Origin of the sequence: Massilia timonae (assembly GCF_001866515.1) — a bacterium.
Lineage (GTDB): Bacteria > Pseudomonadota > Gammaproteobacteria > Burkholderiales > Burkholderiaceae_D > Telluria > Telluria timonae.
On the sequence record NZ_JRYB01000001.1, the window covers coordinates 1,622,440 to 1,641,914 of the forward strand.

General features: G+C 62.6%; 17 protein-coding genes. 2 read left to right on the forward strand and 15 right to left on the reverse strand.

The features are described 5' to 3' along the window. Positions 1-16: 16 nt before the first annotated feature. From atpA to LO55_RS07080, 12 genes are all read right to left on the reverse strand, one after another. Positions 17-1,558: a F0F1 ATP synthase subunit alpha gene (gene atpA / locus LO55_RS07025; RefSeq protein WP_005664034.1), complete on the reverse strand. Its 1,542-nt coding sequence runs from the start codon at positions 1,556-1,558 to the stop codon at positions 17-19. Positions 1,559-1,636: 78 nt separating this feature from the next. Beyond that, positions 1,637-2,170 carry a F0F1 ATP synthase subunit delta gene (locus LO55_RS07030; RefSeq protein WP_071360948.1) on the reverse strand — a complete coding sequence of 178 codons (534 nt, stop codon included), beginning with the start codon at positions 2,168-2,170 and terminating at the stop codon, positions 1,637-1,639. A 2-nt stretch (positions 2,171-2,172) separates the two neighbouring features. Next, positions 2,173-2,643, reverse strand: a complete 471-nt coding sequence (locus tag LO55_RS07035; protein ID WP_005664039.1) for a F0F1 ATP synthase subunit B — start codon at positions 2,641-2,643, stop codon at positions 2,173-2,175. 75 nt (positions 2,644-2,718) lie between these two features. After that, positions 2,719-2,964: a F0F1 ATP synthase subunit C gene (atpE, locus tag LO55_RS07040; protein ID WP_005664041.1), complete on the reverse strand. Its 246-nt coding sequence runs from the start codon at positions 2,962-2,964 to the stop codon at positions 2,719-2,721. A gap of 85 nt (positions 2,965-3,049) precedes the next feature. Beyond that, positions 3,050-3,883: a F0F1 ATP synthase subunit A gene (gene atpB, locus LO55_RS07045; RefSeq protein WP_005664043.1), complete on the reverse strand. Its 834-nt coding sequence runs from the start codon at positions 3,881-3,883 to the stop codon at positions 3,050-3,052. A gap of 4 nt (positions 3,884-3,887) precedes the next feature. After that, positions 3,888-4,223: an ATP synthase subunit I gene (locus LO55_RS07050; protein WP_071360949.1), complete on the reverse strand. Its 336-nt coding sequence runs from the start codon at positions 4,221-4,223 to the stop codon at positions 3,888-3,890. 353 nt (positions 4,224-4,576) lie between these two features. Beyond that, positions 4,577-5,455 carry a ParB/RepB/Spo0J family partition protein gene (locus tag LO55_RS07055; RefSeq protein WP_071360950.1) on the reverse strand — a complete coding sequence of 293 codons (879 nt, stop codon included), beginning with the start codon at positions 5,453-5,455 and terminating at the stop codon, positions 4,577-4,579. A gap of 23 nt (positions 5,456-5,478) precedes the next feature. Then, the gene (locus tag LO55_RS07060) at positions 5,479-6,249 is read right to left on the reverse strand and encodes a ParA family protein (protein WP_071360951.1); all 771 of its coding nucleotides are present in this window, start codon (positions 6,247-6,249) and stop codon (positions 5,479-5,481) included. A gap of 116 nt (positions 6,250-6,365) precedes the next feature. Further along, complete coding sequence (gene rsmG, locus LO55_RS07065) at positions 6,366-7,013, reverse strand: 16S rRNA (guanine(527)-N(7))-methyltransferase RsmG (protein WP_071360952.1); 648 nt, start codon at positions 7,011-7,013, stop codon at positions 6,366-6,368. Beyond that, positions 7,010-8,941, reverse strand: a complete 1,932-nt coding sequence (mnmG, locus tag LO55_RS07070) for a tRNA uridine-5-carboxymethylaminomethyl(34) synthesis enzyme MnmG (protein ID WP_071360953.1) — start codon at positions 8,939-8,941, stop codon at positions 7,010-7,012. Before mnmG ends, rsmG begins: the two co-directional genes overlap by 4 nt. Positions 8,942-9,140: 199 nt before the next feature. Further along, the gene (locus LO55_RS07075; protein WP_071360954.1) at positions 9,141-9,911 is read right to left on the reverse strand and encodes a sulfite exporter TauE/SafE family protein; all 771 of its coding nucleotides are present in this window, start codon (positions 9,909-9,911) and stop codon (positions 9,141-9,143) included. Positions 9,912-9,994: 83 nt separating this feature from the next. Continuing rightward, positions 9,995-10,834 (reverse strand): alpha/beta fold hydrolase, encoded by an 840-nt coding sequence (locus LO55_RS07080; RefSeq protein ID WP_071360955.1) that lies wholly within the window; start codon positions 10,832-10,834, stop codon positions 9,995-9,997. 1,243 nt (positions 10,835-12,077) lie between these two features. Between LO55_RS07080 and LO55_RS07085 the strand changes: the two genes are divergently transcribed. Next, positions 12,078-12,872, forward strand: a complete 795-nt coding sequence (locus LO55_RS07085) for a 5'-methylthioadenosine/adenosylhomocysteine nucleosidase (protein WP_071360956.1) — start codon at positions 12,078-12,080, stop codon at positions 12,870-12,872. Here LO55_RS07085 and ald read toward each other — a convergent pair. Beyond that, positions 12,842-13,957, reverse strand: coding sequence for an alanine dehydrogenase (gene ald, locus LO55_RS07090; RefSeq protein ID WP_071360957.1), 1,116 nt, complete (start codon positions 13,955-13,957; stop codon positions 12,842-12,844). The genes LO55_RS07085 and ald overlap by 31 nt on opposite strands. 102 nt (positions 13,958-14,059) lie before the next feature. Continuing rightward, the gene (gene putA, locus LO55_RS07095) at positions 14,060-17,707 is read right to left on the reverse strand and encodes a trifunctional transcriptional regulator/proline dehydrogenase/L-glutamate gamma-semialdehyde dehydrogenase (RefSeq protein WP_071360958.1); all 3,648 of its coding nucleotides are present in this window, start codon (positions 17,705-17,707) and stop codon (positions 14,060-14,062) included. 212 nt (positions 17,708-17,919) lie between these two features. On the opposite strand from putA, the gene LO55_RS07100 reads away from it, so the two are divergent. Beyond that, on the forward strand, positions 17,920-18,375 hold the full coding sequence (locus LO55_RS07100) for an Lrp/AsnC ligand binding domain-containing protein (protein WP_005664065.1): 456 nt from the start codon (positions 17,920-17,922) through the stop codon (positions 18,373-18,375). Positions 18,376-18,471: 96 nt separating this feature from the next. Here the strand turns inward: LO55_RS07100 and LO55_RS07105 are convergent, their stop codons facing one another. After that, positions 18,472-19,425 carry a LysR family transcriptional regulator gene (locus LO55_RS07105; RefSeq protein WP_005664067.1) on the reverse strand — a complete coding sequence of 318 codons (954 nt, stop codon included), beginning with the start codon at positions 19,423-19,425 and terminating at the stop codon, positions 18,472-18,474. Positions 19,426-19,475 lie beyond the last annotated feature (50 nt).

Below are 19,475 nucleotides of genomic sequence, written 5' to 3' on the forward strand. Positions count from 1 at the left end.
GGCGCCGGTCCATCAATTAATATGCGCCGGATTTCTTGAAATCAGCAATGGCGGCGGCCAGCGCAGCTTCGCCGTCCTTGTCCAGTTGCTTGGTTTCGTCGATCTTCGACAGCAGGGCGGCGTGGCCCGACTTCAGGAAGCCATGCAGACCCTGCTCGAACGGCAGCACTTTCTTGACTTCGATATCGTCCAGGTAGCCCTTGTTGACGGCGAACAGCGATGCGGCCATCAGCGAGGTCGACAGCGGCGAGAACTGCGGCTGCTTCAGCAGCTCGGTCACGCGCGCGCCGCGGTCCAGCTGCTTGCGGGTCGACTCGTCCAGGTCCGATGCGAACTGCGCGAACGCAGCCAGTTCACGGTACTGCGCCAGGTCGGTACGGATACCGCCCGACAGGCCCTTGATGACCTTGGTCTGGGCGGCGCCACCGACGCGCGACACCGAGATACCGGCGTTGATCGCAGGACGGATACCGGCGTTGAACAGCGAGGTCTCCAGGAAGATCTGGCCGTCGGTAATCGAAATCACGTTGGTCGGCACGAAGGCCGAGACGTCGCCTGCCTGGGTTTCGATGATCGGCAGTGCGGTCAGCGAACCGGTCTTGCCGGTGACGGCGCCGTTGGTGAACTTCTCGACGTAGTCGGCGTTCACGCGGGCTGCGCGCTCGAGCAGACGGCTGTGCAGGTAGAACACGTCGCCTGGGTAAGCTTCGCGGCCTGGTGGGCGGCGCAGCAGCAGCGAAATTTGACGATAAGCGACAGCTTGCTTCGACAGGTCGTCATAGACGATCAGCGCGTCTTCGCCGCGGTCGCGGAAGTATTCGCCCATTGCGCAGCCCGAGTAGGCCGAGATGTACTGCATGGCGGCCGATTCCGACGCCGATGCTGCGACAACAATGGTGTATTCCATCGCGCCGTGCTGTTCCAGCGAACGCACGATGTTCTTGATGGTCGATGCCTTCTGGCCGATCGCGACGTACACGCAGGTGACGCCTTGACCTTTCTGGTTGATGATCGCGTCGACTGCGACAGCCGATTTACCGGTCTGGCGGTCGCCGATGATCAGCTCACGCTGGCCACGGCCGATCGGCACCATCGCGTCGATCGACTTGATGCCGGTCTGCATAGGCTGCGACACCGATTCACGCGCGATGACGCCTGGCGCGATCTTTTCGATCGGAGCGGTCAGCGTGGTGGCGATCGGACCCTTGCCGTCGATCGGCTGGCCCAGTGCGTTGACCACGCGGCCACGCAGTTCAGGACCGATCGGCACTTCCAGGATGCGGCCGGTGGTCTTGACGGTATCGCCTTCCGAGATGTGCTCGTAAGCACCCAGGATGACGGCGCCGACCGAGTCGCGCTCGAGGTTCATCGCCAGGCCGAAGGTGTTGCCTGGGAATTCCAGCATCTCGCCCTGCATCACGTCCGACAGACCGTGGATGCGGCAGATACCGTCGGCGACCGAGATCACGGTGCCTTGGTTGCGGACGTCTGCAGAGCCTTCCAGGCCCTGGATCCGGCTCTTGATCAGCTCGCTGATTTCAGATGGGTTAAGTTGCATGCTAGCTAACTCCAATTATAGTTTCTTGATGCGTAGGGCAAGGGCGGGACGTCGGCCGATGCGAGTGCACACTATCGATTACGACGCCAGCGCAACGTGCATCCGTTGCAGCTTGGCGCGGACCGAGGTATCGAGCACTTCGTCGCCGACGACCACGCGCACACCACCGATCAGCGAGGGATCCACTGTCACCGTTGGGTTCAGCTTGCGGCCAAATTTCTTTTCCAGCGTGGCGACCAGCTGGGTCAGCTGGTCGGCCGAAATCTCGAACGCGCTGAAGATCGTCGCGTCGGCTGCGCCTTCGTTCGCGTTCTTCAGGATCGCGAACTGGGTGCTGATCTCGGGCAGCAGGTTGATGCGGCCGTTTTCGGCCAGCATCGCGATAAAGTTCTTCGCTTCAGCATTCAGCGGAGCCTTGACCAGCGACGCAATCGTGTCCGCCAGTTGTGCCTGCGTGACGTTCGGGTTGCTGGCGAAGGCCTGCACATCGGGAATGGCGCCGATCTGGCCCAGTTCCGACGCGATGGCCGACCACGCGTTCATGTCGCCGGATTGGGCGACACGGAACAGCGCTTCGGCGTAAGGGCGGGCGACGGTTGCGAGTTCAGCCATGATCAGAGCTCGGTCGACAGTTTCGACAGCAGGTCGGCGTGAGCCGCTGCGTTCACTTCGCGCTTCAGGATCTGCTCGGCGCCGGCAACCGCGAGGGTTGCAACCTGGCCACGCAGTTCTTCGCGCGCGCGGGTCACTTGCTGCTCGGCGTCGGCCTTGGCAGCGGCGACGATGCGTGCGCCTTCTTCGGCGGCGGTTTTCTTCGCTTCTTCGATGATCGCTGCAGCGCGCTTTTCGGCGTCGGCGATACGCTTCTGTACTTCGTCACGGGCGCCAGCCAGTTCGGTCTGGACGCGCTTTTCTGCGGCAGCCAGGTCGGCCTTGCCGCGATCGGCAGCGGCCAGGCCACTCGCGATCTTCGCAGCGCGCTCGTCGAGCGCCTTCATCAGCGGCGGCCACACGAATTTCATCGTGAACAGCGCCAGGATGAAGAACACCACCAGCTGTGCAACCAAGGTGAAATTAAGGTTCACGGGTTTATCCTTCTTAGAAACACGGATGCCGAACCAGAAACTGGTTCGGCCCTTCAAGACCTCGAGAGGCGAGTCTTAGACTGGAACGAACGGGTTAGCGAACGCGAACAGCATGGCGATACCAACGCCGATCAGGAATGCCGCGTCGATCAGACCAGCCAGCAGGAACATCTTGGTCTGCAGGGTGTTCATCAGTTCTGGCTGACGTGCAGAAGCTTCCAGGTATTTACCGCCCATCAGAGCGATACCGATACAAGCGCCGATTGCGCCCAGACCGATGATCAAACCGCAAGCCAGTGCAACAAAAGAAAGGTCAGTCATGAAAAACTCCAAAAGTTAAATTAAAAACTAAATTAAAAACTACAACTTCTTTACAACCACATTCACTCGATGCTTGCGGCTTCGATCAGTGGCCTTCGTGAGCCTGACCGAGGTAAACCAGCGTCAGCATCATGAAGATGAATGCCTGCAGGATCACGATCAGGATGTGGAAGATCGCCCAGATGGAACCGGCAATCACGTGGCCGATGAAACCGAACATCGTCGCGGTCCCGCCCAGCAGTGCGATCAAGAGGAACAGCAGTTCGCCGGCAAACATGTTGCCGAACAGTCGCATACCGAGCGACACCATTTTTGCTGCGTATTCGATGAGGTTCAGGAGCAGGTTGAACGGCGCCATCCAGATGCCGAACGGTGCTGCGAACAATTCGTGGAGCCAGCCGCCGAAGCCCTTGATCTTGATGCCGTAGTAGACCATCAGCAGCAGCACGCCCAGCGACATGCCGATCGGCGCATTCAGGTCGGCGGTCGGGACCACGCGGTGATACGGGAAGATGTGCTCGACGCCGAAGGCGGCGAACAGCCAGGACCACATGTCGACCGGCAGCAAGTCCAGTGCGTTCATCAGGACGATCCAGACGAACACGGTCAGTGCCAGCGGAGCGATGAAGCTGCGGTCGCCGTGCACGATGGTCTTGGCCTGGTCGTCGACCATTTCGAACATCATTTCGACGAAGGCCTGGAAACGGCCGGGAACGCCCGACGTCGCCTTGCGCGCGGCGGCCCACATCAGCAGGCAGGCGGTCAGGCCCATCGCGATCGACCAGAACAGGGTATCGTAGTGGATGACCGAAAAGTCGACCGGCCCCACCTGATACTGGTTCTTCAGGTGGCCCAGGTGGTGAACGATGTATTCTGAAGCGGTGGGCGCGTGCGCTGCGCCGTCTACTGGAGTCGCCATGTTGTCATTGCCTAAATAATAAGATGATGTAACTTTTCAGTGCCACGATGATCCCAGCAACCAGTGCCAGCCAATTTAGATCGTGATACAGCCACGCAGTTGCGCCTAAAAGCGCCAGCGTTAATGCAATCTTTACAAATTCCCAGATGAAAAATGTCGCGGGAGTTGCCGTTCCAGACGCGGACGCGGCGAACAAGCGCACTGCCATGATCCCGTTGGGCACGACACAACACAAACCGCCCAGTACAGCCGAAAACATCGCAGCCCGTCCCCCCAGTAGTGCGGCGATCAGGCCGACGACTACCGTTGCTATCAACTGCAGGGAAACGATGCGTAGCATATTCTTTTAGCTCTTGCGCTAGCGCATTTTGGACGTACTACGAGGTGATAATTACAAGAATCGCCGGAATTATAAGTGGTTATACGGACGTGAGTCAAACGATTCCACACTTATAACTGGGACGAATAGTTGGCGAAAATGTGACACGATGCCGACTGATAGCGCAATATTTTCAGCTACTTACGCTCAAATGGTGTATAGGGGGTGATGTGACAATTGCGCTGTTGTACGTAGCTGCTGAAGCGGACCGGACGGCACGAGAGTTGGTAGCGCTAACGCGCACAAGGTGGTCGACGCGATAGCCGGCGCCCCCTGCGACGCCACCCCATCCGAGCAGGTGGCGTCCCTGTTTTTCACGCGCGCAGACGCGCGAGCACACCTTCCAGGATATCCAGGTCGGCGAAGTCGATGATCATCTGGCCCCTGCCCTTGGCGCCCATCTTGAACAGCACCGGCGTCGCCAGCTTGTCGGACAGTTCTTCTTCGAGGCGCACGATGTCGCCCGGCTTGTCCCTGGCGCGCGCCGGCTGGGCCGGAGCGTCCTGCTCTTCGAGCGCGCGCGCGACCAGCTTCTCAGTCTCGCGCACCGACAGGCGGCGGGCGATCACGTGGTTGGCCAGCGCGATCTGGTTCGCGCTGTCGACCGCCAGCAGGGCCCTGGCATGGCCCATGTCGATATCCCCCGCCATCAGCATGGTCTGCACCGGCTGCGCCAGGTTGATCAGGCGCAGCAGGTTCGACACCGCGCTGCGCGAGCGGCCGACCGCGCCGGCCGCCTGCTCGTGCGTGAAATTGAAATCCGAGATCAGGCGCTGGATGCCCTGCGCTTCTTCCAGCGGGTTCAGGTCTTCGCGCTGCATGTTCTCGATCAGGGCCATGGCCGCGGCGGCCTGGTCGTCGACGTCGCGCACCAGCACCGGGATCTCTTCCAGGCCCGCCATCTGCGCCGCGCGGAAGCGCCGCTCGCCGGCGATGATCTCGTACGGCGTACTGCTGCCCGCCGGCAGCGGACGCACCAGCACCGGCTGCATGATGCCTTGGGTCTTGATGGAGGCGGCCAGCTCCGACAGGCTCACTTCATCCATGCGGGTACGCGGTTGGTACTTGCCGGCCTGGATCTGGGTGACCGCCAGGACCGAAGGCAGATTGCTTGCGGCGGGCGCGGCGTCCATGTCGCCGCCGAGCAGGGCGTCGAGCCCGCGGCCCAGTCCCTTGAGTTTTTTGGTTGCCATTGTTGTGTCAGCTCTTCTGGTGATTACATGGTCTTGATGCGCTGGACCATTTCCGCGCCGAAGGCGATGTACGCCTGCGCGCCTTTCGACGAAGGATCGAAGGTCACGCCCGGGATGCCGTAGGACGGCGCTTCGGCCAGGCGGACGTTGCGCGGGATGATGGTCTTGAACACCTTGTCGCCGAAGTGCTGCTCGAGCTGGTTCGAGACCTGCTGCGACAAGGTCATGCGCGGGTCGAACATCACCCGCAGCAGGCCGATGATCTTGAGGTCGGTGTTCAGGTTGGCGTGCACCTTCTTGATCGTGTTGACCAGGTCCGATAGACCCTCGAGCGCGTAGTACTCGCACTGCATCGGGATGATCACGCCATGCGCGGCGCACAGGCCGTTGAGCGTGAGCAGCGACAGCGCGGGCGGGCAGTCGACCAGGATGAAATCGTAGTCGGCGTCGACCGCGGCCAGCGCGTCCTTCAGACGGCGCTCGCGGTTTTCGAGCGACACCATCTCGACTTCGGCGCCGGCCAGCTCGCGGTTGGCGGGCAGCACGTCTAAGCGCCCGGCCTCGGAGCGCACCCGGGCCCCGGCCACGTCCGACTCGCCCAGCAGCACCTGGTAGATCGACGACTCGAGCGCGGCCTTGTTGATGCCCGCGCCCATGGTCGCATTGCCCTGCGGGTCGAGGTCGACCAGCAGCACGCGCTGGTCCAGCTTTGCCAGGCCTGCCGACAGGTTGACGGAGGTGGTGGTCTTGCCTACCCCACCCTTCTGGTTCGCAACGCAAAAAATCTTCGCCATCTATTCTCTTTCCTGAAAGCGGCTACAAGACGCCATATCGTTCATACCGTACAAACCGTTTAAATGATTCATACTGAATAAACGATATAAACGGTTTATACAGTTAATATTGTTTACTAGGTTCGCTCGATGAAAACGAGGTGCCGCTCTGCGCCCAGCCTTGGCACCTGCAGCGGCTGCAAACCCGTCACTTTCCAGTCCTGGGGCAGCCGTTCGCGTTCCTCGCTTGGCGCCACCCCTTTCAGGGCGATGAATTTGCCGCCCTCTTGCAGCAGGTGCCCCGACCAGTTGACGAAGTCGGACAGGTCGGCGAAAGCGCGCGAGGTGATGACGTCGAATTTGTCGCTCACGGCCAGGTCTTGCACCTTCATCGTGTGCACGATCACGTTGGCCAGGCCCAGTTCGGCCTTCACTTGCGTGAGGAAGGCGGTTTTCTTGTGCACGGTGTCGATCATCGCCACTTTCATGTCGGGCCGGGTAATGGCCAGCACGATGCCCGGCAATCCGCCCCCTGCGCCCACGTCCAGCACATTGCGCGCATTGGCGAATGCCGGCACCGCGGCCAGCGAATCGAGCAGGTGGTGGGTCACCATCTGCATCGGATCGCGCAGCGAGGTGAGGTTGTACACCGCATTCCACTTGTGCATCAGCTGCAGGTAGGCCATCAGCTTGCCCTGCTGGGCCAAACTCACGTCGAGGCCCATTTCGGCGATGCCATCGGCCAGCACCCTGGCCAGCGCATCGCGGTCGAACGCATATTTCATTGCGCCGCCTCCGAGGTGGTCGGGGCAAAGCCCTTCACGCCGCGCTTCTTGAGGTGCACCAGCAGCAGCGAGATCGCCGCCGGGGTCACGCCAGAGATGCGCGAAGCCTGGCCCAGGGTTTCGGGACGCTGCTTGTCGAGCTTCTGACGCACCTCGAACGACAACGCGGCAATCTCGAGGTAATTCAGGTTCTCGGGCAGCTTCAGGTTTTCGTAGTGGTCATGACGCTCGACTTCACGCGCCTGGCGATCGATGTAGCCCGAATACTTGAGCTGGATTTCCACCTGCTCCTTTACCGCCGGGTCTTCGACGCCGGGGCCGGCCAGCGGCTGGCCCTCGTTCCCCTGCATCGTCATCAGGGTGTCGTATTCGACGCCCGGCCTTCTCAGCAGGTCGGCGAGGTTGTATTCGCGCTCGAGCGCCTGGCCAACGACGCGTTCCGATTCGGCGGCGGCCAGGATGCGCGGGTTGACCCAGGTCGATTTCAGGCGCTCCAGTTCGCGGGCGACGGATTCACGCTTGGTCTCGAACGCCTGCCAGCGCGCGTCGTCGACGACGCCCAGCTGGCGGCCGATGTCGGTCAGGCGCATGTCGGCGTTGTCTTCGCGCAGCGACAGGCGGTACTCGGCGCGGCTGGTGAACATGCGGTAGGGCTCGGCCACCCCTTGCGTGGTGAGGTCGTCGACCAGCACGCCGAGGTAGGCTTCGGAGCGGCCCGGCGTCCAGGCATCCTTGCCCTGGGTTTGCAGCGCGGCGTTCAGGCCAGCCAGCAGGCCCTGGGCTGCGGCTTCCTCGTAGCCGGTGGTGCCGTTGATCTGGCCGGCGAAGAACAGGCCCTTGATCGCCTTCGTCTCCAGCGAGGCCTTCAGGCCGCGCGGGTCGAAGTAATCGTATTCGATCGCATAGCCGGGACGCAGGATGAAGGCGTTCTCCATGCCGCGCATCGAGCGCACCAGCTCCAGCTGGACGTCGAACGGCAGGCTGGTCGAGATCCCGTTGGGGTAGAACTCATTGGTGGTCAAGCCTTCCGGCTCGAGGAAGATCTGGTGCGACTCTTTCGATGCGAAGCGGTGGATCTTGTCCTCGATCGATGGGCAGTAGCGCGGGCCGACGCCTTCGATCACGCCGGTGTACATCGGGCTGCGATCCAGGCCGGCGCGGATGATGTCGTGGGTGCGCTCATTGGTATGCGTCACCCAGCACGGCACCTGGCGCGGATGCATCGCCACATTGCCCATGTACGAGAACACCGGCACCGGGTCGAGGTCGCCCGGCTGTTCGGTCAGCACCGAGAAGTCGATGCTGCGGCCATCGATGCGCGGCGGCGTGCCCGTCTTGAGGCGGCCTTGCGGCAGCTTAAGTTCCTTCAGGCGCGCCGACAGCGAGGTGGCCGGCGGATCGCCCGCGCGGCCGCCCGAATAGTTCTGCAGGCCGACGTGGATCTTTCCGTCCAGGAAAGTGCCGGCGGTGAGCACCACGGCGCGGGCCCGGAACTTGAGCCCGACCTGGGTCACGGCGCCGACCACGCGGTCGCCCTCCACCATCAGGTCGTCGACCGCCTGCTGGAACAGCCACAGGTTCGGCTGGTTTTCCAGGCGTGCGCGGATCGCCGCCTTGTACAGCACGCGGTCGGCCTGGGCGCGGGTGGCGCGCACGGCCGGGCCCTTGGACGAATTCAGGATGCGGAACTGGATGCCCGCCTCGTCGGTCGCGATGGCCATGGCGCCGCCAAGGGCGTCGACTTCCTTGACCAGGTGACCCTTGCCGATGCCGCCGATCGACGGATTGCAAGACATGGCGCCGAGGGTTTCGATATTGTGGGTCAGCAGCAGGGTCTTTTGACCGGTGCGTGCGGACGCGAGTGCGGCCTCGGTTCCGGCATGGCCGCCGCCGACGACGATGACGTCGAATTCAGTAGGAAATAGCATGATGGGGTGTGGAGCGAGGAGACTAATGCGCGATTATAGATTCTTTTTTCCTGCTGGACTCTGCAAGGGTCTGAAAACGACAGATTTTGTTTCACGTGAAACCTTGCTCTTCAGTTCTCACTAGGGTGTTTCACGTGGAACAGTGAGCAAAAAAAAGCCGGGTAGCAACCCGGCTTTGATGTTTCACGTGGAACAAGACCTACCAGCCCAGCTTTGTGAACGAGTCGTAAGCTGTCTTTACAACCAGCGCCGACACGACCAGCAGGAACAGCTTACGCACGAACCCGCTGCCATGCTTCAAGGCCAGCCTGGTGCCGATCAAGGAACCGACGATCTGGCATCCTGCCATCAGCAAGCCCAGCTGCCACAGCAAATGGCCGCTGTAGCCGAACCACATCAGGGCCGACAAATTGCAGGCGACATTGACGACCTTGGCCGCGGCCGAGGCGCTCAGGAAATCGAAGCCAAAGAAGCGTACGAACAGGAACAGCAGGAAGCTGCCGGTGCCCGGTCCAAAGAAGCCATCATAAAAACCGATGGCGGCGCCGATGCCGATCGCCCAGTAGCGCTCGGCCATCCCGCTGTGCAGCGGGGCATGCACCGCGCCGAGATCCTTCTTCATGAAAGTGTACACGGCGACCGCCACCAGGACGAAAGGCAGCAGCGCGCGCACGAAATCGGCCGGCACCCGCGTCACGGTCCAGGCGCCGACGAAAGACAGGGCAAACGCGGCGATGGCGGCCGGCGCGGCGGTGCTCCACGCGACCCGTACCCGACGCGCGTAGCTGACGGCGGCCGAACCGGTGCCGAAGATCGCTGCGAGTTTATTGGTGCCGAGGATAGTCGCCGGCGCTTCTTTCGGCAACAGGGAGAACATGGCGGGAAGCTGGATCAGGCCGCCGCCGCCGACAACGGCGTCGACCAGGCCGGCGGCGAAGGCGGCGCCGCCGAGCCAGACTACATCGATCATGGGAGACTTTCAGGGGAAGCGCAGAGCCAATATTGTACGGCAAGCAAGCCGTACTGACACAGCGCCGCCCTTCCCCGCTCAGGCTATGCCGGCGTGACCGCCGCCTGCGATCTTGCGAAATCGATGAGCAGCCCATTGAGCCGGTCGGCGCCCGACAGCTGCAGCCAATGGCCCACGCCGTCGATCCGCGCATACGCGAAACCGGCGCGGCATTGTTCGCGCGTGTCCAGCATCTGTTGCTCGCGCAATGCGGGATCGTGCTCGCTCCAGACGCCCAGCACCGGCACGTCGACCGGCTTCCACCGCTTGCCGCCGGAAGCCTTCAGATTGGCGCGATAGTAATTCAGGGCCGCAGTCAGCCGGCCTTGCGGCGCCAGCGCATCGATCCAGAGTTGCTGCTGTTCGCGGCTGCGGTTCATCGCGCGCAGCGCCGCCCAATCACCTGCCCTCAACAGCATCTCGGCCATGACCGGCGTCATGAACACTGCCATGTACCAGAAGCGCAGTTTTTGCGCGAGACCCGACTTGGCGAGCGCCTTCGGGTGGCCGACCGACAGCGCCGCATAACGGCTGACACGCTGCGGCGCATGCATGGCCAGGTGCCAGCCGATCTGCGCGCCCCAGTCGTGACCGACGACCGTCGCCTCGGCGATACCCAGTGCATCCATCAGCTGCAGCACGTCATCGGCCACGAATTCGACTGCATAGGCGCTGACATCGGACGGCATATCGGTCTTGCCGTAGCCGCGCAGGTCGGGAGCGATGACCTGGAAACCAGCTGCGGCCAGGGCCGGGATCTGGCGCCGCCAAACCGCATGGGTATCCGGAAAGCCATGCAGGAGCAGGACTGGCGGGCCCTCACCGGCAGTCACGTAATGCATGTTCAAACCATTGACCCTGGCGTACCGCGACACGACATCCATGCGTTCCCCTGTACCTCAGTTCGATGGGAAACAGCTTACCAGAACGTAAACGCCTGTCCAAACCCCATCTGTGGATAAGCTACTTGATATCCACAGGTATCGTTTGTGCAAAACTCAGATTTTTTGCACAGGCAAAAATCTTGTTCAGATTTGCCACCAAGCAGTTAGCTCAGCAGTGCACGGACTTATCCGTGGCATAAATCCCTGATTTCTCATTCTTTAATCGGGTTGTCCACAGAAACCTGCGACCGTTAACCACTACTATCAGCGTTGTATACAGATATTGGTTGTAAACCTGGCGAGCCCGCGAAAAAAAAATTTTTGGTCGAGTGTGGCAAATCCGGGAAGCGATATCACGCTAGCCGACGCTCCCGGCCATCCCGACTGCAGGCGCTCGCACCTTGCTCGCCAGGGCCACCCACGCCGGCAGAATGCCGGCCTCTGTGGAAAACCGAATGAATATCCACAGGATGGAATGTGCAGAAACCCCTGTCTTGTCCAGGCGAGCAATTTCTATCCAACTTTCCTACAGCGCCGGCACAAGCGTTTTCCAGCGGGTTAACGCGATCGTAAACCCTTGATGTTGTGGAAAAAATCGGTTTTATCCACAAAGCGGCAGGCGTTTACTACTACTATCATTTTGTATACAAGCTTTTGGCTATAACAATCTAAGGAAACGCCATCGCTGCTGGCTCTGCACCACCCAAAAAGCTGCAACCAATGTATGGCGTACAAAAACACCGTGGTAACGCACTGGTCCCTGGTCATAGAACATGCACCTGTGCCGTCAACAATGCCTGCCGAACAGCAGTGACAAGGATCCGGCTGTGGAAAAGCCGCTGCATATCCACAGCATCAGATGTGCAGAACAGCGGCTTTTTCCTACTGCCGATTTGTTGTCCAAGAACCGTGCAAGCCGAACGCAAGCTTTTTCCAGCGCGTAAACGACGTCGTAAACCGTTGATACTGTGGAGTAAACCGGTCTTATCCACAGAGAACGTCGCGTTTACCTACTACTATCAACCTTGTATACATATCTCTTAATTAAATAAGCAAACACAGCGCAGGCAAAAAAGCGTCTTCCAGAAAAGGTCGTTCACCTCTTCCAGCAAGAACCACGATCGTTGCAATTCAAGGACTGCATGCGATGGAAGCTGTGTACAATCCGTCCCTTATGCACAGTTGCCGATCTGAATGGCCGCCTGGGTGCACAACGTCTCTACACACTCACTATCAAAAAAACATGCGTCTAGGGATCATCAGCGCCTTGCACGAAGAACAGGCAGGCCTCGTGGAAGCCATGGAAGGGCCCGCCAAGCTCATCCACGGCAAACGCGAGTTCTGGGTCGGACGACTGTGGGAAATCGACGCTGTGTGCGTTTTATCGCGTATTGGCAAGGTTGCCGCTGCGATGACGGCGACAACGCTTGTGGAAAAGTTCGGAGTTACGCACATCCTCTTCACGGGCGTTGCCGGCGCCGGGGATAAAACGATCCGTGTCGGCGACATCGTGGTGGCCGAATCGCTGGTCCAGCACGATATGGATGCCAGTCCCCTGTTCCCGCGTTTCGAGGTGCCGCTCACGGGTCGGACGCATTTCCAGCCAGACCAGCAGCTGTCGCTGCGCCTGTCCGGCGCCGCCCATGCCTTCCTGGAATGCGACTTTCTGGAGACGATCTCCGAGACCGAGAGACAGGCTTTCGGCCTGGCGCAGCCGCGCGTGCATCGCGGCCTGATCGCCAGCGGCGACCAGTTCGTCAACGACCGCCTGCGCATCGATGCCTTGAATGGCGCCCTGCCCGGGCTGGTGGCGGTGGAGATGGAGGGCGCCGCGGTGGCGCAGGTATGTCACGAACTGGATGTGCCGTTCGCCGTCATCCGCGCGGTATCGGACAACGCCAATGAAAACGCGGCCCACGACTTCATGCGCTTCGTGAAGTCGGTGGCCGCGCAATATGCTTTCCACATCACCAGGCGCCTGTGCCGGCATCTGGTGGAAGCGCCGCTTCAGCCCAGGAGCGAGTCGGCGGGGATGTAGTCGTAGCCGAGGGCCTGGGCGACAGCCTCGAAGGTCACCTTGCCCTGGCAGACGTTCAAGCCATGACGTAGGTGGACGTCGTCCGCCAGCGCGCGCCGCCAGCCCTTGTTCGCCAGCGCCAGGGCATGGCCGATGGTGGCGTTATTCAGGGCGAAGGTCGAGGTGCGCGCCACCGCGCCCGGCATGTTCGCGACGCAGTAGTGGACCACGCCATCGACCACGAAGGTCGGATCGGCGTGCGTCGTTGGGTGCGAAGTTTCGAAACAGCCACCCTGGTCGATCGCCACGTCGACCACCACCGCGCCCTTCTTCATGCGCGCCACCATGGCGCGCGTGACCAACTTCGGCGCCGCGGCGCCCGGCACCAGCACGCCGCCGATCACCAGGTCGGCGCTCACGACCGCTTCCTCGAGCGCATGGGCGTTGGAATACAGGGTCGAGATGCGGTTGCCGAACACCAGGTCGAGCTGGCGTAGCCGGTCGACGTTCTTGTCGAGCACCGTGACGCGCGCGCCGGTGCCGACCGCCATTTGAAGCGCGTTGGCGCCGACGACGCCGGCGCCGATGATGACCACGTGGCCGGCCGCCACGCCGGGCACGCCGCCCAGCAGCAGGCCCATGCCGCCCCGGGATTTTTCGAGGTGGGCGGCGCCGGCCTGGATCGCCATGCGTCCCGCGACTTCGCTCATCGGCGCAAGCAGGGGCAAGCCGCCGCCCGGGCCGGTGATGGTTTCATAGGCAATGCAAACGGCGCCCGATTTGACCAGGGCCGCGGTTTGCTCCGGATCCGGAGCGAGGTGGAGGTAGGTGTAGAGTATCTGGCCTTCGCGCAGCATCGCGCACTCAAGCGCTTGCGGCTCCTTGACCTTGACGATCATGTCGGCGCGTGAGAAGACTTGCTGGGCGCTGTCGACGATGGTGGCGCCGGCCGCGGTGTAATGCGCGTCGTCGAGGCCGATCTCGCTGCCAGCGTCTTGCTGGACGATCACCTGGTGGCCGCGTGTTATCAGTTCGTGCACGGACGCCGGCGTGAGGCCGACGCGGTATTCGTGGTTCTTGATTTCCTTTGGAACGCCTACAAGCATGGTTGTCTCCTGTTGTGATGTGGTGCTGCTGACTCTCCTGCTGATGTATTGATTGTTGAACGCGTGGGCGGGAAACCCGCCCACCCCACGTTACGGTTATTCTTACAGGCCCAGGGTCATCAGGCTTGCGTTGCCGCCAGCGGCCGTCGTGTTGACGCAGACCGCGCGCTCGGCGACCAGGCGCCACAGGTCCACCGGCACCAGGGCGTCGGTGTCGACGATGCCGACGATCGCGCCCGGACGCGCCGCCAGCTGCGTGCGCAGCAGGCCGGCCAGCCCGGTTTCGACCAGCGCGATCGCGACGTCGGCCGCGTCGATCTCTTCCTTGCCCACGAAGCGCACGCGTTCCTTCACCGCCGCCGGCAGGTTGGCTGGAATTGACTCAGGCGTCGGCGCCAGCACCAGCGCGCGGTTGCCGGTAGCCAGGGCCGCCGCCAGCTGATTGAGCAGGCCGGCGGAAGTAGCCGGCGCGCACAGCACGGCGCCGCGCGGCGTGAACGACAGGCGGTTGCTCTCTCCGGTCGGGCCGGGCAGGTCCATCGAGACGCCATTGAGCGAGGTGCGCGCGTAACCTTCGGCCAGCGCGGCCACCGGCTGCTGGCCAGCCGTGCGCAGCCAGCCGATCAGGGCTTCGAGCGCCGCTTCGGGCTGGCGCACGTGTTCCATCAAGGGCGTCGCGCCGCGTTGCAGGCGTTTCAGGTAGAGCGGGCCGCCGGCCTTCGGACCGGTGCCCGACTTGCCTTCGCCGCCGAACGGCTGCACGCCGACCACCGCGCCGACGATGTTGCGGTTGACGTAGATATTGCCGACGTGGGCGCGGTTGACGATGGTGTTGATGGTTTCATCGATGCGCGAATGCACGCCCAGGGTCAGGCCATAGCCGGTGGCGTTGATCGCATCGATCACCGCAGGCAGCTCGGCGCGGCGATAGCGCACGATGTGCAGCACCGGGCCGAAGACCTCTTGCTTGAGCTCCGCCAGCGAGGCGATTTCGAGCACGGTCGGCGGCACGAAGGTGCCTGCAGCGACGACCGAGGCCGGCAGCTCGAGCGCGAAGTGGCTGCGCGCCGTGGCCCTGGTGCGCTCGATGTGGGCCAGCAGGTTGCGCTGGGCCTCGGCGTCGATCACCGGGCCGATATCGGTCGCCAGGCGGTCCGGGCTGCCCACGCGCAGTTCCTGCATCGCGCCCTTGAGCATCTTGATGGTCTTGTCGGCGATGTCCTCTTGCAGGAACAGCACGCGCAGCGCCGAGCAGCGCTGGCCGGCCGAGTCGAAGGCCGAGCTCAGGACGTCCTGCACCACCTGTTCCGGCAGCGCCGAGGAATCGACGATCAGCGCGTTCTGGCCGCCCGTTTCCGCCACCAGCGGGATGTCGATGCCTTCCTGTTCGGCGCGCTTGGCCAGGGTGCGGTTGATCAGCTGGGCGACTTCGGTCGAGCCGGTGAAGATCACGCCCTTGATGCGGCTATCGGCCGTCAGGGCGGCGCCGACCACTTCGCCGCGGCCCGGCAGCAGCTGCAACGCGGCGCGCGGGGTGCCCGCCTCGAGGAACAGCTCCACCGCGCGGCAGGCGATCAATGGGGTCTGCTCGGCCGGCTTGGCCAGCACCACGTTGCCGGCCGCCAGGGCGGCGGCTACCTGGCCGGTGAAGATCGCCAGCGGGAAGTTCCACGGGCTGATGCAGCTGACCGGGCCCAGTGCCTCGGCCTTGCTCGAGCCGCGGATCTGCACCGCGTAGTAGCGCAGGAAGTCGACCGCTTCGCGCAGTTCGGCGATCGCGTTCGGCAGCGATTTGCCGGCTTCGCGCACGGCCAGGGCCATCAGCTCGACGCCGTTCTGTTCGAACAAAGCGGCGGTGCGCTCGAGGATCGCGGCGCGTTCATGGGTGGCGGTGGCGGCCCATTCGGCGGCGAAGGCGCTGGCCGCGGCCAGGGCGGTTTCGACGTCGGTGCGCGAGGCTTCGCTCACCTGGCCGACGATATCGCTCGACATTGCGGGGTTGATCACGTTGGCAGGCACGCCGGCGTCGCTTGATCCGGCGATCAGCGGGCCGGCGACGTGCTGGCGCTGCTGCGCGAGGCCCATCGCCACCTTGGCCAGGACGTCTTCGTTGACCAGGTCCATGCCGCTTGAATTCTTGCGCTCGGCGCCGAACATGTCGAGCGGCAGCGCGATCGCCGGATGCGGTTTGCCGCCGCTGGCGCGCGCGACGTCGAACGGATCGGTGAGCAGCGTGTCGATCGCCACGTTCTCGTCGACGATCTGGTTCACGAACGAGGAGTTGGCGCCGTTTTCCAGCAGGCGGCGCACCAGGTAGGCGAGCAGGGTTTCGTGCGAGCCGACCGGCGCGTAGATGCGGCAAGCCTTGTCCAGGTTCTTGCTGCCCACGACCTGGTCGTACAGCGTCTCGCCCATGCCGTGCAGGCACTGGAATTCGTAGTTGCTGACGTTGTCCTGCTTGGCCCAGGTGTAGATCACCGACAGCGTGTGCGCGTTGTGGGTGGCGAACTGCGGATACAGCACGTCGGCCGCCGCCAGGAGCTTGCGCGCGCAGGTGAGATAAGAGACGTCGGTGTACACCTTGCGCGTATAGACCGGATAGCCGGGCATGCCGTCGACCTGGGCGCGCTTGATCTCGGCGTCCCAGTAGGCGCCCTTCACCAGGCGCACCATGAACTTGCGGCCGCTGCGCTTGGCCAGGTCGACCAGGTAATCGATCACGAACGGGCAGCGTTTTTGATACGCCTGCACCACCAGGCCGATGCCTTCGAAGCCGGCCAGGTCGGGGTCGAATGCCAGCGCTTCGAGCATGTCGAGTGAGATCTCGAGGCGGTCGGCTTCCTCGGCGTCGATATTGATGCCGATGTTGTAGGTCTTGGCCAGCAGGACCAGGCTGCGTACGCGCGGCAGCAGCTCGCCCATCACGCGCGCATACTGCGCACGGCTGTAGCGCGGATGCAGCGCCGACAGCTTGATCGAGATGCCGGGGCCATCCTTGATGCCGCGGCCATTGGAGGCCTTGCCGATCGCGTGGATGGCGGCTTCGTACGAGGCGTAATAATTCTTGGCGTCGCTTTCGGTCAGCGCCGCCTCGCCCAGCATGTCGTAAGAGTAGCGATAGCCGCGCGTCTCGTTGTCGCGACTGTTCTTCAGCGCTTCGTCGATCGTCTGGCCGGTGACGAACTGGTTGCCCAGCATGCGCATCGCCATGTCGACGCCCTTGCGGATCAGCGGTTCGCCGCCCTTCGCGATCAGGCGCGTGAGCGCCGAGCCGAGACCCTGCTCGCTATTGGTCGAGACCAGCTTGCCGGTGATGAGCAGGCCCCAGGTTGCGGCATTGACGAACAGCGACGGCGATTCGCCCAAGTGCTTGCGCCAGTCGCCGCGGCTGATCTTGTCGGCGATGAGGCGATCGGCGGTCTCGCTGTCCGGGATGCGCAGCAGCGCTTCGGCCAGACACATCAGGGCCACGCCTTCTTCCGACGACAGCGAGAACTCGTGCATCAACGCATCGACGCCCGAGGCGCGGGTGCGCTTTTCGCGCACGCTCGACACCAGGCGATGCGCCAGCGGCTGGGCATCCGCGCTCGGCGTGGCGCCTTGCGCGAGCAGCCATTGCACGGCCTCGGTTTCATCACGGCGGTAGGCGGCGGTGATGGCGGCGCGGAGTAGCGTTTGCTCGCGCTTGGTTTCAGCGTGGAGGGCGTCGAAGGGAACGAAGGTGGAGGCCGGGGAAGCAGCGATCTGCATGGCTATCTAGTCAAAAGAAAAAGTCACAACGAAGGGCACCGCACAGCAAAAGCGCCGTCCCACAAATGGTGGTCGGCGCGGTTTGTACGTCGGTGGAAATGATTCGATTGTAGAAGGATTTCTTCTGGATTAATTCTGCTTTTAATCGATACTAGCAATAGATAGTTTTTGATGCGACAATCTGACCGAATAAAATTAACGGGAGACACCCGATGTTGGACAAGATCAGCAAAAAGATCCTCGCCGAGCTGCAGAATGACGGCCGCATCAGCAATGTGGAGCTGGCGGCGCGCGTGAATCTGTCGCCGGCGGCCTGCCTCGAGCGTGTGCGCAAACTGCACGAGTCGGGCTATATCATGGGCTACACGGCCCAGCTCAATCCGCAACTGCTCGACGTGTCGCTGCTGGTCTTCATCGAGGTCGTGCTCGATCGTACCACTCCCGAAGTCTTCGATGCGTTCAAGCAGAGCGTGCAGATGATTCCCGAGGTGCTGGAATGCCATATGGTGGCCGGCGGCTTCGACTACCTCGTCAAGGCACGCGTGAAAGACATGGCGGCCTACCGCGAATTCCTGGGCAAGACGCTGCTGCAGAAAGGCGTGCGCGAGACGCACACCTATGCGGTGATGGAAGAAGTCAAGAATACGACCAAGCTGCCGATCCGCTGATCACAAGCCAGCGCATCAATAAAACGGCCAGGCATTTGCCTGGCCGTTTTGTTTCACGTGAAGCATTTTGCTTCGTCGCGACTTGTGCTGGCGCTGTCAGACGACCTTGCGCACGCCGGTCTTGGAGGCGCTTTCGGCCATCGATTCCAGGTTCTTGCGCAGCCAGCGATGCGCCGGGCTGCGGCCGTCGCGCTCATGCCACAGCATGTCCAGGTGGACGGCCGGCAGCTGCAACGGGAGTTCCTTCCAGATCAGCACGTCGGTCATGCCGGTCGAGACCATCAAGTGCTTCGGCAGCACGGTGATCAGGTCGGAGTTCGCGACTACCCTGCCCGCCGTGAAGAACTGGTTCACGGTCAAGAGGATACGGCGTTCGCGGCCGAGCTGGGCCAGCGCCTCGTCAACCAGGCCGTGGGCACGGCCGGAGAAGCTCACCAGCAAGTGATTCGCCTTGCAATAGGTGTCGAGATCGAGCTTTTCCTTGGCCAGCGGATGGTCCTTGCGCATCACGCACACATAGACGCCGGAATACAGGCGCTCGTGGCGGATCGGCGAACCGGTTTCGTACGACAGCTGGGCCGCGACGCCGGGGAAGAAGCCGACCGCCAGGTCGATATCGCCGCGCAACAGCATCGGACGCGGTTCGCGCGTCGTCAGCGGCACCATGCGGATGTTCACGCCCGGCGCTTCGCGCTCGATCGAACGCATCAGGGAAGGAAGCCACAGCGCGGCGGTGGCGTCGGCCATCGCCATGCGGAAGGTCGCCTGCGCCTTGGAGACGTCGAAGGTTTCCGGCATCACCGCCGCTTCCAGCGCCGCCAGGGCCTGGCGCACGGCCGGCCATAAGGCTTCGGCGCGCGGGGTCGGTTTGACGCCATAGGCGGTGCGGATCAGGAGCTCGTCACCCAGGCTTTCTCGTAGTCGCTTGATCGCATTCGACACCGCGGGCTGGGTCATGGCCAGGTGGCCGGCGGCGCGGGTCAGGTTTTGCTCGGTCATCACCGCGTCGAATACGCGCAGCAGATTCAGGTCAAGCGTCAGAAAGCTCATGGGATCAAGGAGAAAACTGTTGTGAAGACAGGGGTACGCGTAGTGTACTC